Source organism: Mycobacterium sp. E787, assembly GCF_001668725.1.
In the GTDB taxonomy this organism is placed as follows: Bacteria; Actinomycetota; Actinomycetes; order Mycobacteriales; family Mycobacteriaceae; genus Mycobacterium.
Genome location: NZ_LZKL01000064.1, coordinates 178234 through 194744, shown reverse-complemented (window position 1 = coordinate 194744; position 16511 = coordinate 178234). Strand labels below are relative to the sequence as shown.

11 protein-coding genes are annotated in these 16511 nt (G+C 68.3%); 5 read left to right on the top strand and 6 right to left on the bottom strand.

Annotated features, from left to right (window positions below):
* Positions 1-135: 135 nt before the first annotated feature.
* Positions 136-9738 (top strand): type I polyketide synthase, encoded by a 9603-nt coding sequence (locus tag A5705_RS14195; protein ID WP_068278192.1) that lies wholly within the window; start codon positions 136-138, stop codon positions 9736-9738.
* 274 nt (positions 9739-10012) lie between these two features.
* Positions 10013-10765: a DUF732 domain-containing protein gene (locus A5705_RS14190; RefSeq protein ID WP_067876616.1), complete on the top strand. Its 753-nt coding sequence runs from the start codon at positions 10013-10015 to the stop codon at positions 10763-10765.
* Positions 10766-10931: 166 nt separating this feature from the next.
* Here the strand turns inward: A5705_RS14190 and A5705_RS14185 are convergent, their stop codons facing one another.
* Positions 10932-11624, bottom strand: a complete 693-nt coding sequence (locus A5705_RS14185) for a cutinase family protein (RefSeq protein WP_304442249.1) — start codon at positions 11622-11624, stop codon at positions 10932-10934.
* 129 nt (positions 11625-11753) lie between these two features.
* Between A5705_RS14185 and A5705_RS14180 the strand changes: the two genes are divergently transcribed.
* Positions 11754-12389 (top strand): cutinase family protein, encoded by a 636-nt coding sequence (locus A5705_RS14180; protein WP_067876190.1) that lies wholly within the window; start codon positions 11754-11756, stop codon positions 12387-12389.
* Here the strand turns inward: A5705_RS14180 and A5705_RS14175 are convergent.
* A complete protein-coding gene (locus A5705_RS14175) occupies positions 12330-12782 on the bottom strand; it encodes a hypothetical protein (protein ID WP_067876193.1) in 453 nt (150 codons plus the stop codon). The two genes, A5705_RS14180 and A5705_RS14175, sit on opposite strands and share 60 nt — an antisense overlap.
* A 510-nt stretch (positions 12783-13292) precedes the next feature.
* Here A5705_RS14175 and A5705_RS14170 point away from each other — a divergent pair.
* Positions 13293-13637, top strand: coding sequence for a hypothetical protein (locus A5705_RS14170; RefSeq protein ID WP_067876197.1), 345 nt, complete (start codon positions 13293-13295; stop codon positions 13635-13637).
* A gap of 19 nt (positions 13638-13656) precedes the next feature.
* Here A5705_RS14170 and A5705_RS14165 read toward each other — a convergent pair whose 3' ends face one another.
* Both A5705_RS14165 and A5705_RS14160 read right to left on the bottom strand, forming a co-directional pair.
* Positions 13657-14088, bottom strand: a complete 432-nt coding sequence (locus A5705_RS14165; RefSeq protein ID WP_067876200.1) for an Hsp20/alpha crystallin family protein — start codon at positions 14086-14088, stop codon at positions 13657-13659.
* A gap of 147 nt (positions 14089-14235) precedes the next feature.
* Positions 14236-14517 carry a hypothetical protein gene (locus A5705_RS14160; RefSeq protein WP_156738299.1) on the bottom strand — a complete coding sequence of 94 codons (282 nt, stop codon included), beginning with the start codon at positions 14515-14517 and terminating at the stop codon, positions 14236-14238.
* 133 nt (positions 14518-14650) lie between these two features.
* On the opposite strand from A5705_RS14160, the gene A5705_RS14155 reads away from it, so the two are divergent.
* A complete protein-coding gene (locus tag A5705_RS14155; RefSeq protein ID WP_231964261.1) occupies positions 14651-14989 on the top strand; it encodes a hypothetical protein in 339 nt (112 codons plus the stop codon).
* A 44-nt stretch (positions 14990-15033) separates the two neighbouring features.
* Here the strand turns inward: A5705_RS14155 and A5705_RS14150 are convergent, their stop codons facing one another.
* Both A5705_RS14150 and A5705_RS14145 read right to left on the bottom strand, forming a co-directional pair.
* Positions 15034-15858, bottom strand: coding sequence for a hypothetical protein (locus A5705_RS14150; RefSeq protein WP_067876206.1), 825 nt, complete (start codon positions 15856-15858; stop codon positions 15034-15036).
* Positions 15855-16448, bottom strand: a complete 594-nt coding sequence (locus A5705_RS14145; protein WP_067876210.1) for a TetR/AcrR family transcriptional regulator — start codon at positions 16446-16448, stop codon at positions 15855-15857. Before A5705_RS14145 ends, A5705_RS14150 begins: the two co-directional genes overlap by 4 nt.
* Positions 16449-16511: the final 63 nt, after the last annotated feature.

The following is a 16511-nucleotide window of genomic DNA, read 5'->3' as shown; positions in this document are numbered from 1 at the left end:
CGCACCCTCGTCACCGAGCCCAACGCTCTGAAAACGCCCGTGCTCGGCGCCGGCCCCCGCCGGCCGGTGGCGGCCGGTGCCTGGCTGCGCCGGTTTCGCCGACGCCCTGCCGGTTCATGGGTATCGTCAAGCGCTGTGGTTGAGTCTTCCATCCCCGCGGCGCTGCGGCACCATGCCGGCGTGCGGCCCGACGAGACAGCGTTCACTTACGTCGATTACGAGCACGACGGGGACGGTGTCGCGCACAGCCTGACGTGGTCGCAGCTGTATCGGCGGACGCTGAACCTCGCCGACGAGCTCAGGGCTCGCGGGTCAACCGGGGACCGCGCCGTGATTCTGGCGCCGCAAGGACTCGAGTATGTCGTCGGGTTTCTGGGCGCGTTGCAGGCCGGCCAGGTCGCCGTTCCGCTGTCGATGCCGGTGGGGGGCGCCAGCGACGAGCGTGTCAGCGCCGTCCTCCGCGACGCGTCGCCGTCGACGATCCTGACGGCATCCGCTGCCGTCGGCGCCCTCGCCGAGTACGCGCAGGGCGAGCCCGGGGAGAGCGCGCCGTCGCTCATCGCGGTCGACCTGCTTGACCTCGACGCGCAGCGAGCAACCGCCGACGACAACGACAGCCTGACCGGCATTGCGCACCTGCAGTACACCTCCGGGTCGACCCGCACCCCTGCGGGAGTTGTGGTCTCGCACAAGAACATTCGGGTCAACTGCGAGCAGATCATGGCGATGTACTACGAGGCGGACGGGGGGATGGCGCCGCCCGACACCACGGTGGTGTCGTGGCTGCCGTTGTTCCACGACATGGGGTTGATCCTGGGCATCGCGTTCCCGGTGCTGTGGGGATTCCCCACGGTGCTCACCAGCCCGCCGGCGTTCCTGCAGCGGCCGGCGCGGTGGATGCAGATGCTGGCGAGCAACCCGCACGCCTTCTCGGCAGCGCCCAACATCGCCTTCGAACTCGCGACGCGCAAGACGTCGGACGACGACCTGGCCGGGCTCGACCTGGGAGGCGTCCACACCATCCTCAATGGCGCCGAACGCGTGAACCCCCCGACGCTGTGGCGCTTTGCCGACCGCTTTGCCCGCTTCAACTTCCGCCCCGAGGCGCTGCGTCCGTCCTACGGGCTCGCGGAGGCCACGCTCGTGGTGGCGACCCGCGAAGCCGGTCACCCGCCGGTAACCGTGTGTTTCGAGTCGGAGCAGATGACCGACGGCCATGCGGAGCGGTGCGCGGACGGGGAAGGCATCCCGCTGGTCAGCTACGGCACACCCAAGTGGCCGATCGTGCGCATCGTCGACCCCGAGACGAGCATCGAGTGCCCGGAGGGAACGGTCGGCGAGATCTGGACGATCGGCGAGAACGTCTGCGCCGGCTATTGGCAGAAGCCCGAGGAGACCGAACGCGTCTTCGGCGCAAAGATCGTCGGTCCGTCGGCCGGCACACCCGAAGGGCCCTGGCTGCGGACCGGGGACTTGGGCTTCTTCGCCGGCGGCGAGATGTTCATCGTCGGCCGCATCAAGGATCTCCTGATCGTCTACGGGCGCAACCATTCTCCCGACGACATCGAGGCGACGATCCAGGAGATCACCAAAGGCCGCTGCGTGGCGGTGGCGGTTTCCGACGACGACGGCGTTGAGCAGCTGGTCACCATCGTGGAGCTCAAGCCCGGCGGCGACTCCGAAGAAGCCGAGATGCGGAAGCTGACCTCCACCAGGCGGGAGATCACCGCGGCGATTGCGAGGACGCACGGCTTGAGCGTCGCGGATCTCGTTCTGGTGCCGCCTCATTCGATTCCGCTCACCACGAGCGGCAAGGTGAGGCGCCGGGACTGTCTGAAGCTGTATCAGCAGGGCTCGTTCACCCGCTTGGATGCGGCGATGCGCCGGCCGAAGCGGCGCGTGCCCGAAGATACTGCCGCGGCCCCCGGGTCCGACTCGGGATGGGCCCAACGCCTGCGCACCATGCAGCAGCAGCGACACGACCTGCTGTTGGGGATGGTGTGCCGCCAGGTGGCAACGGTGTTGGGCAACCCCAGCCCTGACGACATCGACCCCGAGTGTCCGTTCCAGGATCTTGGATTCGACTCGGTTAAGGCCACCGAATTGCTCGACCGGCTCAGAACCGAAACCGAGCTGGCATTGCCGCCCACGCTGGCCTTCGATTACCCGACGCCGGACGAGTTGGCCGCCCACCTGGGCCAGCTGCTGAGCGGGTCGGTTGCGGCGGCTCCGGCGGCGGGTTCGCGGGTGGAGTCCGACGAGCCGATCGCGGTGGTGGGCATGGCTTGTCGGTTCCCGGGTGGGGTGGATTCGCCGGCGGCGTTGTGGGACTTGGTGGCCGGCGGCACCGAGGCGCTGGGGAATTTTCCGGCCGACCGAGGCTGGAACCTGGCGGAGCTGTTCGATCCCGATCCGGACGCGGTGGGCAAGACCTACACCCGCGTGGGGGGGTTTCTGGCCGACGCCGCCGACTTCGACGCGGACTTCTTCGGCATCTCGGCGCGCGAGGCCCAAACCATGGATCCTCAGCAGCGGTTGCTGCTGGAAGTGTGCTGGGAAGCGTTGGAGGCGGCCCGGATTGATCCGGCGGGACTGGCGGGTTCGCAGACCGGGGTGTTCGTCGGGGCGTGGTCACAGTCTTACGGTTCGGGCGGTTCGGAGGGGGTGGAGGGCTACGCGCTGACGGGTCTGTCCACGAGTGTGGCCTCCGGCCGTGTCGCGTACGCGCTGGGGTTGCAGGGCCCCGCCATCACGATCGACACGGCGTGCTCGTCGTCGTTGGTGGCCGCGCACCTGGCGTGTCAGTCCCTGCGCAACGGCGAGTCGGTTCTCGCCCTGGCCGGCGGTGCGACGGTGATGACCACGCCCTCGGTGTTCACCGAGTTCGCCCGGCAACGTGGGTTGGCCGCCGACGGCCGTTGTAAAGCGTTCTCGGCCAACGCCGATGGCACCGGTTGGGGCGAAGGCGCGGCGGTGCTGGTGCTGGAGAGGCTCAGCGACGCCGAGCGCAACAACCATCCGGTATTGGCGGTCATCGCGGGATCGGCGATCAACCAGGACGGCGCCTCCAACGGGTTGACCGCCCCGAACGGGCCCGCGCAACAACGCGTCATCGCTCAGGCGGCGGCCAACGCCGGGATCGGGCTCGACCAAGTCGACGTGGTGGAGGCGCACGGCACCGGCACCGCGCTGGGCGACCCGATCGAGGCCGGTGCTCTGATCGCCACCTACGGCGCCGCTCGCACCAAAGAGCACCCGTTGTGGTTGGGTTCGATCAAGTCGAACATCGGCCACACCCAGGCCGCGGCCGGGGTGGCCGGGATGATCAAGATGATCGAGGCTCTCAACCACGACAGCCTGCCGCCGACGCTGAACGTCGATCGGCCCAGCCCGCACGTGGATTGGTCGGCCGGCACGGTGCGGCTGCTCACCGAGCCGGTGGCGTGGCCGCACACCGGCCATCCGCGCACCGCGGCGGTGTCGTCGTTCGGGATCAGCGGCACCAACGCGCACCTGATCCTCCAACAATCCCCCGGCCCGGCAGCCGAACTGCCCGAATCACCCGAGCCCGATGCCCGGTTTGGTGTGCGGTTGTGGCCCGTGTCGGCGCGCACCGGCGCGGCGTTGTCCGCGCAGGCCGACCGGCTGCATCACCACCTCGTCTGCCACCCCGAACTCGATCTCACCGATGTGGCCTACAGCCTGGGCACCACCCGCACCCATCACCCGCATCGGGCCGTGATCACCGGCGCGGTGGACAGCGCCGATCCGCGCAAAGACCTGCTCGACGCGCTGCAGGCGCTGCGTGACGGCCAACCCCACCCGCAACTGACCCAGCATCATCACCTGGCCCACCTTCGGGGCAAGACCGTGTTCGTCTTGCCCGGACAGGGCGCCCAGTATCCGGGCATGGGTCGCGAGCTCTATGAACACCACCGCGTGTTCGCCGACACCGTCGATGCCTGCGACGAGGCGCTGCGCCCGTTCACCGACTGGTCGGTGCGCGACGTGCTGCTACAGGACCCGGGCGCCCCGGCGCTGGACCGCGTCGAGGTGGTCCAGCCGGTGCTGTTCACGATGATGGTGTCGCTGGCCGAGGCGCTGGCCGGCTACGGCGTCCTTCCCGACGCGGTGATCGGTCACTCCCAGGGCGAGATCGCCGCCGCGTACATCGCCGGGGTGCTGTCCTTGCCCGAGGCGGCCAAGGTGGTGGCGTTGCGCAGCCAGGCGCTCAGCGATTTGCGCGGCACCGGGGGCATGGCCTCGGTCCTGCTGGACGCCGAGCAACTCACGCCACGCCTGCAACCGTGGGGTGCGGCGTTGAGCATCGCCGCGATCAACGGCCCGTCACACACCATCATCAGCGGCGACCCCGCGGCCCTCGAGGAGTTCGCCGCGGCCTGCGAGCGCGACGGAGTCCACATCCGCCAGATCGCGGTCGATTACGCCTCGCACTCGGCCCAGGTCGAACCGGCACGGGAGCGGCTGCTGGCCGGGCTGGCCGACCTTACTCCGGCGCCCGCCCGCGTCGCGCTGTATTCCACAGTGGGGCAAGCCCTTTCGTCCGATCCGCTGGACACCACCACGATGGACGCCGACTACTGGTATCGGAATCTGCGTGAGCCGGTGCGGTTCCATGACCGGGTCATCGAGCGTCTGGCCGCGGGCGAGTGCACATTCGTGGAGCTGTCCCCGCACCCGGTGCTGGCCCCGGCGATCACCGACACCCTGGCCCAGGCCACGGGGCGCACGCAGTCGGCGGTGGTGATCATGTTGCACCGCGACCGCCCCGACCAGGACAGCCTGGCCATCGCGCTGGCGCAGCTGCACAACCACGGTCACAGCCCGTCGTGGCCGGCGCTGTATCCGCACGCGCACACCGTCGCCCTGCCCACCTACCCCTTCGAACACCGCCGCTTCTGGCTTTCCCCGGCCCCGACCGGCGACGCCGGCGGACTCGGCCTGGACCGAGCCGAACATCCGCTGCTGGGCGCGGTGGTCGCGCTGGCCGGCCAGGACGAGGTCATGGTCACCGGGCGGCTGTCCACCGGCACCCAGGGCTGGCTGGCGGGCCATGGGGTCAACGACACCGTGCTGTTCCCGGCGACGGGGTTCATCGAGGTCGTCCTGCGGGCCGGCGAGTTCGCAGGTTGCCCGGTGATCGACGAGCTGGTCCTGCACACGGCCCTGACCCTGTCGGAGCAGGCGCCCGCCGACCTGCAGATCCTGGTGCAACCGTTCGACGAGGACGGGCGGCGCCCGTTCACCGTGCACTCGCGCACCGGCGGCCGGCACGCCGACGCGTGGACGCTGCACGCCAGCGGCGCGCTGACCGCCGACCAGCCCGCCGGCGGGCCCCCTCTCGCGGCACCGGCCGTGGAGGCCCTCGACCAGGACGACTTCTACGAGGGGCTGGCCGAGCGGGGCTACCGCTACGGCGGTCTGTTCCGGTCGGTGCGCGGGATCGGCACCGACCCCGCCCGGCCCGACGTCGTCTATGCCGAAGTGGCGTTGCCCGCGGGGACCGATGTCGCCGGCTACGGCATCCACCCCGCCCTGCTCGACGCCGCCCTGCACCCGTTGGCCGCGATGCTGGACCGCACCGGCGAGGCCGACCCCGCCTCGCTGCGAATTCCCTACGCCTTCACCGGTATCAGCCTGTATGCCACCGCGGCCACCCAGCTGCTCGTTCAGTTGACCCGCACCGGCGAGGACACGTTTGAGCTGCGCGCCACCGACCCCACCGGCGCACCGGTGATCACCATCGGCGCGTTGACCATGCGCGCCGTCTCCGACCAGATCGGCCGGCCGACCCCGATGGCCGGGCTCTCCGACAGCCTGTTCGAGCTGACCTGGCCGTTGGCGCCGGATCTGGCCGGTTCCGCGGATGATCAATCCCCGGACCCGGTGATATGGCGGCTGTCGCAGGCCGAGGAGGAGCTAGCGGATGCCGATCCGCTGCGGCGTGCGCACGCCCTGACCCAGCACGTCCTGGCCCGGCTACAGAGCTGGCTGGCCGGGCCCGACGGCCATCTGGTGATCGTCACCCGCCACGCGGTCAGCGTCGGCGCCTATGACGGTGACCCCGATCTGGCTCATGCCGCCGCCTGGGCGCTGATCCACACCGCTCAGAACGAGCACCCTGGTCGCATTACTTTGCTCGACATCGATGAATCGGCCGCGACCGAGGAGAAACTGTCGACCGTCGCCTCGACGCGGCCGGCCGGCGAGCCGCAGCTGGCGCTGCGCAACGGCGTCGTCCACATTCCCCGCCTGACCCGCGCCGGAACCCTGGTCCCGCCGGATGCCCCCACCTGGCAGCTGGGCATCACCCGCAAGGGCGACTTGGCCAACCTGGCCCTGCTGCCCACCGAGCCGCCAAAGACGTTGGCGCCGGGGCAGGTTCGCGTTCAGGTCCGCGCGGCAGGACTGAACTTCCGCGACGTCGTCGTGGCGTTGGGCGCCATCCCCGACGACGGCCTGGGCAGCGAGGCCGCCGGGGTGGTCATCGACGCGGCCCCCGGGACATCGTTGCGGCGCGGTGACGCAGTCATGGGCCTGTTCCCGCACAACGCCTTCGCGCCCACCGCGATCGCCGACGAGCGGATGGTGGTGCCCGTCCCGACCGGATGGTCGTTCACCCAGGCCGCATCCGCGCCGATCGTGTATCTGACCGCCTATATCGCTCTGGTCGAGATCGCCGGGCTGTCGGCCGGGCAGCGGGTGCTCATCCACGCCGGCGCCGGTGGCGTCGGTCAGGCTGCCATCCAGATCGCGCGCCACCTCGGCGCCGAGGTCTACGCCACCGCCCACCCGGACAAGCATCGCGTGCTCACCGAGATGGGGGTCGACCCCGGGCGCATCGCGTCGTCGCGGACGCTGGATTTCGTCGACACCTTCAAGACGGCAACGGACGGGCGGGGCATGGACGTCGTGCTCAACAGCCTCGCCGGCGATTTCGTCGATGGCTCACTGCAACTGCTGCCGCGCGGGGGCAGCTTCGTGGAGATCGGCAAGACCGACATCCGCATGGCGGCCGACGTCGCCGCGTCCCATCCCGGGGTCGACTATCGGGTGTACGACTTGTCCAGCGCCCCACCAGAATCCCTGCGACCGGCCTGGGCCGCGCTGACCGAGTTGTTCGCCGCCGGTGCGCTCAAGCCGTTGCCCGCCACGAGCTATGGCATGGTGAACGCCCCAGCAGCCTTCCGCGACATGAGCCAAGCCCGCCACACCGGAAAGATCGTCCTGATTCCGCCCGCCGTGCCGGACCCCGAAGGCACGGTGCTGATCACCGGTGGCACCGGGACGCTGGGCGCGCTCTTCGCCGAACATCTGGTCACCCGGTACGGCATCGAGCACCTGCTCCTGCTGTCCCGCAGCGGACCCGACGCCCCCGGGGCCGGCGAACTGCAACAACGTCTGGCGCGGCTGGGCGCCCAGGTCGCCATCACCGCGTGCGACACCGGCGACCCCGCCGAGTTGGCCGCGGCCCTCGACTCCGTCGCCGACGGCCACCCGTTGACCGCGGTCATTCACGCCGCCGGCGTCCTCGACGACGCCGTGATCACCGAACTGAGCCCCCGGCAACTCGATTCGGTCCTGGCCGCCAAGGCCGACGCCGCCTGGCACCTGCATCGCCTGACCGCCGACCGCGACCTGGCCGCGTTCGTGTTGTTCTCCTCGGCCGCCGGAATACTGGGCGGCCCGGGGCAGGCCAACTACGCGGCCGCCAACGCATTCCTGGACGCGCTGGCCCGCCACCGCCACCACACCCAGCGCGAGGCCACCAGCGTGGCCTGGGGCTATTGGCAAACCCGCAGCGGCATGACCGCCCACCTCACCACGAGCGACCTGACCCGCCTCGCCGGCAGCGGTCTGACCCCCATCACCGACGAGCAAGGTCTGGCCCTCTTCGACGCCGTGCTCATGAGTCAACGACCCAATGTTGTTGCCAGCCCGCTCAACACCGGCGCGTTGGCGCGCCAGGCCCGCCACAACACGCTGGACCCGATTTTGTCCGCCCTGACCCACATCCGCCCCCGCGCCGCCGCCGCCAGCCCCCGCACACTGGCCGCCCGCCTGGCCGCCGAAACACCCCGGCAACGGCTCGACACCCTCACCGCGATGGTCACCGCGACCACCGCCGCGGTGTTGGCCCACCCCGACCCGGCCGCGCTCGACCCCGACCGTCCCTTCAAGGACCTCGGCATCGACTCGCTGACCGCACTGGAGCTGCGTAACACCCTCAACCAGCGCACCGGCCTCGCCTTGCCGGCGACGCTCGCGCTCGATCACCCCAGCCCCACCGCGCTCGCGTCCCACCTCGCCGAGCTGCTCACCGGCACCGCGGCGCCCGCCGCTCCGTTGGCGCAGGTCAGCACCAATGGCGTTGAGCCGGTGGACGATAGGCTCGCGTACCTGGACCAGGCCGCGTTTCTCGCGCTGCGCGCGGTGCACGGCGCGTTGATTCAGGTCACGTGGATCTACAACCGTCCCGTCGACGTCGAGGGGCTGCGGCGCTTCCACCGCAACCTGGGACGCGGGTTGCTGGGGCGCAGGATCGAGCGGTCCGCGCTGCCGTTCGCGCGTGATCGCTGGGTCATGGCCCCGGCGCCGGCCGACATCGATTTCGCCGCGACGCCGCGGCCGCGCGCCGACGTGAACGCCTGGGCCGATGAGCGGGCGCGCCTGCCCATCGATCCGGAGTGGGGACCGGCCTGGCATCTCGGGGTGCTTCCGCTGCAGGACGGCGGTACCGCGGTGAGCCTGGTCGCGTCGCACACGATCGTCGACGCGATCGCTTTCGGGCAGGCGATCGAGGATGCCGCCGAGGGCAGGACGCGCGAATTCGGTTATCCGCCTGCGGGATCGCGCCCGCTGGGGCGGGCGTTGCGCGAGGACCTGCGGCAGACCGTCAAAGACCTGCCCGACGTGGCGCACGCGTTGGGCGCCGTAGCCCGACGGGCCCGGCGCGACCGACATGAGCTCAGATCGTCGATGAAGGCGGCACCGCCGGCGCCGAGGACCTCGAATGGCGATCAGACGGTGGATGTGCCCGCCCTGACCGCCTTCGTGGACCTGGCGGAATGGGATGCCCGCGCCAAAAGCCTTGGTGTGAGCAGCAACTCGCTGGTGGCGGGGATCGCGTGCAGGCTCGCGGTGCGGGTCGGGCGCGTTCAGGACGACGGGACGGTCACGCTGCGATTCCTCGTCTCGTTGCGCACCGACGGCGATACGCGTGGAAATGCCCTCACCAGTGTCGACGTCACCGTCGACCCCAGCCACGCGCCGACGAACCTCGCGGACATGCAAGCCAAGATCACGCACGGAATCCTGGCGGCGATGGAGGACCCCGACAACGAGTGGCTGGCGCCGCTGCCGCTGGCCGCGTTGACACCGGTGTGGGCGGCCCGGAAGGTCGCCGGGATGGCGGCCGGCGGCTCCACCTTGCCGGTCACCTGCTCCAACGTGGGTGACCTGTCCCCGGCGGCGAACCGGCCCGACGGCACCGATGCCGACTACGCGTACCTGAGGAACCTCGAACCGGACATCAAGAGGAGCACGCTCGAGGCAATGGGGGGGCAGCTGTTCCTGGGTTCGGGGCGGGGCGGCGGGAAGATGTTCATCAGGATCTCGGCCTATCTGCTCGGCCGGCCGAACACCAAAGACGTGTTGCGGGAAAGCGTTTCGGCCGCCTTCGCCGAATTCGACCTGCACGCGGAGATCGACGGCTGACGGCAGGTTTTCGGGGCGCGCCATTGCCATGGTGCGGTGCTTCTGTTCCACCCGCGCGTGGGAATCTCCGCGCAGCTGTACAGCGCGGTCCGAGAAAGCTCGTTCTTTACCGCGGGATCGTGTGGATCTACGATGAACGCAAAATGAATACAGGGTGAACGAGCTGCTTGGCTTGCAGCGCCGCGCCGGCGACCCGGCCGGTGCGCGTTGGGGGGGTGACGATCACGACCCGACCTCCGTCATGCGACGGCCCTATCAGAACGGAATCCGCCCGATGTTCACCGGCAGGACCGGCCACCCCAGTGCTGCGGGCGTCGCGATCGTGGCGCTCACCGGCGCCGCGATTCTGCGCGGCGGTGCCGCAGCGGCCGACTCGAACCAGGACGACCAGTTCTTGGCGTTGCTCGATCAGCAGGGAATCCCCGCATTGCAGGGCGTGCCCAGCCTCATCGACACGGCCCACGACGTTTGTCGCACACTCGATGCCGGCATGTCGGCTTCCGGTCTGGTGGACGCGATGGTGGACAACGCGTTCGGCATCGACCCGAGCGAACGCCAATACGCGCCCGGTCGCCTCGCGCGGACGGAGGCCCGCTTCATCACCGCAGCGGTGGGGGCGTACTGCCCCCACAACCAAGGCAAGATCGCCTCGATCCGGGCCAACCGCGCGGGATGGGAGGGGTCGGCGCGCCGGGTCGTCGTAGTTCCCTCCGGCGAGATCACCGATCCCAACCCGCCGCCGACCCCGGCAGCACCGCCGCCGGCGGCGCAGATCCGCGCGCCGCGCCAGCCCGTGGCGGCGCCGCCACCACCGAAACGACCGCCACCTCCACCACAACAGGTGCAGCCTCCGCCGGAGCAGCCGCCGCCCGCACCGGACCAGGCGGAGCCTCCTGCTCCAAGTCCGCAGCCGGGGGGCTCACCCGGCAATGCCGGCGGTGTCGGCGGCGTCGGCACCGGCGGTGCTGGCACGGCCGGCGGCGGTCCGGTCGATTCGTCGCCCGGGTTCGTCCGGCTCGCGCCGTGACGGACGTCGGTGGGCGCGTCTGCCAACCCTCGCGGCGGTCCGCAGTAATGAATTCGTTGCACCGCAACGCATTTAGGACAGAAGTAGCATCGGCGTCACCTGACGCCGCATCGTGGTCATTGGCGATGAAAAACGATCAGCGGGAACCCGTCCCCCAAGACGTGCGTCAGAGCCGCCCCGCCACGAAAGTCGCTGCCTGACTGGGCATTCCGTTGTGGGTGTAGGAAAGGTGCTCGGGGGAGAACAACTCGTCGTGCGTCGGCAGCGTCAGCAGCGCGCCCGGAGCGCATACCGGATCACCGGGCGCACACAAGTCAACGGCCTTCGCCCCGTACCACGGGCTGAGCTCAGTTATCGGCGCTCCCAAAAATCTCCCGGACGGATTGCCGAACGTGGCGACCGCGGCAACGTGATCGGCCTCGTCGGACGTGAGAATGTCGGGGACCAAGCCCGCGACCGGCGCACGGGCGATAGTGGTCAGATCGATCACGCCCGCGCCTTGGGAATACCCGCCGAGGACCAGCTTGGTGTTCGGACAGGTCGCAACCATGGACCGAACGTGAGCGTGCGCGTCGTTGGCGCCGGCCGACGCGGAGGGGGCGAGATCGTCGCCGGCGGGGTAGTTGACCGGGTACACCCCAACAGACCGGCCCCCGACCTGCGAGCGCAGGGCATCGATGAATTGCTGTCCGACCGCGCCAACACCGGGTGCCTCGTCGGTGCCGCGGGCGAAAGTCACCTCGGCATCAGGGCATGCAGCGGCGGAGGCCGGCCCAGCGAGGATCGGTGCGCTCAGCAGCGCCGCCGAGGCGGTGACCACGGCGGTACCCAGCAAATGGGAGAATCGGTGTGCTTTCACGTCCCAATGCTGACACGCGCAGTGCATTGCGCGACACCCCTGAGCGTCTGATTATTCGAGCGCCGCTTTGGCCGCCAGCAAACCGAAAAGCCAAAGCGGCCTCACATACCAAGTCCGTAATATCGCGTCATGAGGCTTGTCGGGATAACACCAGGCGCGCAGCGTGTCCTCAGCCTGACGGCCGCCACTCCGCTAGCGGCCGCATTGGCTATTGCCCAGGCGGCGACGCCTTCCCCGATCGCGGGACTGATTCCCGCGGCATCCGCGGCCTGCCCCGACGCCGAGGTGGTTTTCGCTCGCGGGCGAGAGGAGCCACCCGGCGTCGGCGCAGTCGGAGACGCATTCGTCAATTCGCTGCGCGGCAAGACGCGAATGTCGATCGGGGTCTATGGGGTGAATTACCCCGCCAACATCACCACGGGCAGCGGCGCGAACGATATCGGCGCCCACGTCGAATCGATGGCCAGAAGTTGCCCGAACACCCGCATCGTGCTCGGCGGCTACTCGTTGGGCGCTGAGGTGGTTGACCGTGCGATGTGGGCTGGGCTGCCGCCGGGTGTGGATCAGCACATCGCAGCGGTCGCGTTGTTCGGTAATGGCACCCACGGGCTGGCCCCCGCGTTCGCCGGCAAGACGATCGACCAGTGCGCCGCCGGCGACCCCATCTGCGGGAGAGGCACGAATTGGCCGTCGCACCTGCAGCCCTCATACATCGGTTCCGGGCTGGTGGACCAGGCCGCCGGCTTCGTCGCCGGGAGGCTCTAGGGCAGGGCTGACGGCGTTCAGCAGCTTCAGCTCCTCGGCCAGCACGTCGATCATGAACCGGATCTGTTCGGACGAGTGGCAGCTGGTGACGAAGAAACGCAGACGGGCCTGATCTTCCGGCGCGGCGGGGAAAAGGACCGGGTCGGCATAGATGCCGCGCCGCACCAGAGCGTCCGACAGTCGCAGCGCTGTGATCGAGCTGCCGACGATGCAGGGGATCTTGTTGGCGCCCTCGCTGTCACCGGTGTGGATGCCGGCTTCTTGCGCCAGCCTCGCGAAGAGCGCGGCGTTCTCGCGCAGCCGGCGCAGGTGTTCGACCAGCGCGGGGCGCCCGGTGGCCCTTTGTTTTGGCGCCGCGGGGGCGATCAGGTCGAGGCCGCGGGTGGTATTCATGCTCTGCTCCGTTTCCGTCGTGGGGCGCGACCCGAGCGCGCCCCGGTCACCGGTAGGAGAGTCGAAAGGGTCTTACGCAGACACTTTTTCCGGAACTTTTTCAACCAGTGACCGGGTGACGGTCGCGACCACACGCGGAGTTGCCGATCGGGTCTGTCTCGACGCTTCCGACGCGACGCGAACGAAGGATTTCTAACCCGTTTGGAGATAACGGATTTGACTCGGGCAGGCGGCCGGTGGATTTCGGCGAACGGCCTTTGTCGTCGGGACCACTCGACGTGGATTGAACGATCCCTCGATCCCGACTCACGTTCGCGGTGAGCACACACTTTTTCGACGTTGACATCGCCAATCCGCCGCGTCGTAAACTATCGAAATCAGATCGTCAGCTAACAGAAATGTCGGCTCTTGATCAGGACGAAGCGGACTTTAGATTTCCTCGGGAAGCTCCATCCAACTACGTCTCATCGGCAGATCGGCTGGATTGATTCAACGGTTAAGGGAGTCGGAATGAAGTTGACGCTTACCCGCCTTGGCGCTGCGGTAGTGGGTTGTGCTGCGGCGTGCGTGTTTTCGACCGCGGTCGCCAGCGCCGATCCACCCGACCCGCATCAGCCGGACATGACGAAGGGCTACTGCCCGGGTGGGCGATGGGGCTACGGCAATTTGGCGGTGTGCGATGGCGAAAAGTATCCCGACGGGTCATTTTGGCACCAGTGGATGAAGACCTGGCTTGTCGGCCCGCAGTTTTACTACGACTGTGTCGGCGGCGACGAACCTCTCCCCGGCCCGCCGCCGCCGGGTGGCTGCAACGGTGCGATTCCTACCGGCCAGCCGGCCCCGCCCCCGACGTGATCGGCGCAGCGGCCGCGAATCACTCCCGAGTTTCGACCTCGATGCGCTTGGCCGTCGGGCCACCGTTGGGCACCGGCACCGAGATCGCCAGGATGCCCTTTTCGTAGGTGGCATGGACGTCGTCGACGTTGGCACCGGCGGGCAGCGGAACCGAGCGCGCGAAGGCTCCATAGCTGAACTCGGACCGGCCGTGGGACTCGACGGCCTGGCTGCGCACCGCCTTGATGGTGAGCATTCCGTCGTGCACGGTGATGTCGATGTCCTTCGCGGGGTCGACGCCGGGAATCTCGGCGCGCACCTCGTAGCGGCCATCGTTGATCTCGTCCTCGACGCGGAGGAGGTTGCGGTCGAACAGCGGACGCAGGCCGGCCAGCAGGGGAGTGCCGCTGAAGAGCTCGGCGAGATCGGGCACCAATGTTCTGGGTTGACGCTGGACTGGCAGAGTTGCCATGGAATCTCCTGAAATCGTTGCATCGCTTTCGATTTCGATCGAACCACTATGCCGTCCGCGGTGCCAGACGGCGCGCGTCGATGTTGCCAAGAGATTCATTGCGCGTTAAACCGGGCGGCGGTGTCCCACGCGGCGCCGTCGGCGTGTTCAGCCCACCCTCTTCAGGGTGTAGTGGGCCATCGTCCGTTTGGGGTCGTCGGCGAGCCTCTTCACCTCCTGGCGGATGGGTTCCACGGCGCCGCCCAACACGCCGGGGCAGCCGTCCGGGCACCGGACTTCCCACCATGAGTCAGACCGGTGTGGCGGCCACGCCCCGAGCTGTCCGCCTCTGGGCTGATAGCCGATCTCGTCGGCGAACTTCCTGAGGTTGCCGACGTGATGCTGTTCCGGGCAGAAGAGCGAAACATCGATTCCGAGGTTCTCGTTCATGGCCGCCATTCTCCCTCGCAACGGCGTGACCACAATCACGGCCGCTGCGGGCGCCTCCATGGTGTAGTCACTTGACTACAGTGCTCCGCCTGTGGTGTAGTCAAGTGACTACGCCTCCCGAGGAGAACGAACCATGACCACAGCAGCCGCGCGGGATCGCGGAAGCGATCTCGCCATGAACTTCGCCCTTGCAGCACCCAGCGGTGCAACCTGCGTCGGCGACTGGGAAAGCATCGGCGCGGGCTTCAGGGTGTTCGACGGCCCGGAGTGGAGAATCGAGCACGTCACCAAGCGTGGTCGGCGCGCCGACGTCGGCCATATCGTCGTGTCCGTCATCGGCCGGCAGTACGCGGATGGGCACGCTGAGCGCGAGATCATCATCGACGGCGCCGACGCTCCGGTCATCACGCCTTCCGAAGCGCGCAAGCTGGGCAGGGCGTTGATCGCCGCCGCGGACGCCGCTGACGGGTGACAGCGAAGGGCCGTCGCGCACACCTTGCGGTCACGCCGTGCAAGTCAGGGATGCGTCACGAGATATGTCTCGTTGTTCAACCCTGCCGTGAGTTCGTCGACGTTGAAGGGGCGGTCGAGTCGCGCGTGCAACGCTTTCGGCTCGAGCAAGAGGCTGATTTCTGCGGTTTGCCGCGCGAAGAGTCGTCCGATGAGCGGGTAGATGCGACGCATGATCGCCCGCTCCGCGGATGTGCACCGTGAGGCGCAGTAGCCGACATGGCCGATCTCGTCTGTGAGAATCTCGCTGTAAAGCAATTCAATTCGTTCGGCGACCGCGGGTTCATCGGCGAACAGTTTGATGCCGACGCGACGCAATTCGTCAAACATGATGCAGCCCGCCATCTCAGCGGCTCCGACGAACATGAAGCCGAGCCGCGGGGGCAGGAACACGCCCGTCTTGACGAACTGCCGCATCACAAACGGCGGCGGGACCACCTGGAAGGTCAGATCGAACACGTCCAGCGCATATGCCAGCAGCCTGGTGTGGTAGTGCTCTTCAAGCTCGAGGTAGACGTTCTCGGGCGGCAGGCTCTCATCACTGTTGCGCCCGTAGGTTTCGCCCAACCCCACCCCGAATCGTTCCGCCTGGTTCAATTTGGCCGTCGCCAACAGGAACAACATTTTGTCGTCCAAGCCGGGCTCGGGACGCCTACGCCGCAAGTTGCGCAGGAAGGTCGGCCGGTCGGCGGGATGGGCCGACCGTACGGGATTGGCTTCAAGTTCGTTGAAGAACTTCTCGCGCTTGGCCAGCCGTCGGTTGAGCAGATCGGCCTCACCGTCACGCTCAGCCAAAAAGTCCCGGTAGCCCTCTATTCCTCCGCGTCTCATCGGTTCTCCATTCCTTTGACAATGGTGGTGACGTATCGGTCCAGGAACCCGGCATCGTGCGCCCCGGTGGCCAGCAGCGCGAAGAGGCCGGTGAGGAAGAAGGTGCCAAGCTCCTGGGGGTCCGCCTGCGGGGGAACTTGCCCTGCTTGTTGTGCCCGGCTGATTTCGCCCACCACAAACTCCGCGAGCGGGTGTTGTCCCAACTCCTCTTCAACTGGGCGGGTCGAGGAGAAGTGCAGTCCGAGCATGTCGCGAAACACCACTGCGCCGAGTCGCCGTTCCGCGTCGAGGATGTGCCGCACCACTCGTGTCAGAACGGATTCCAGGTCGCCCTCGGCCTCACCAAGGTCGTCGACAATCCGAACCTCCTCTTTGCGCTCCACTTCGACGAGGACGTGTTCCTTTGTCGGGAAGTGGAAATAGAAGGTTCCTCGTACGACACCCGCCACGGTCGCGATCGCGCTGACATCGGCGGCGGCGAGCCCGCGCCGCGAAATCTCGTCCAGCGCTGCGTCGAACAGGCGCTCTCGCGTCTCGAGTCTCCGCGCTTCGCGGACGCTTCTGGCTGGTGACTCAGCCACCGACTCCATACGTCGGAACGCTACGCTCACTCGCTGACAGCTGTCAATGACAGGCGTCAGCGACAGAAAAGG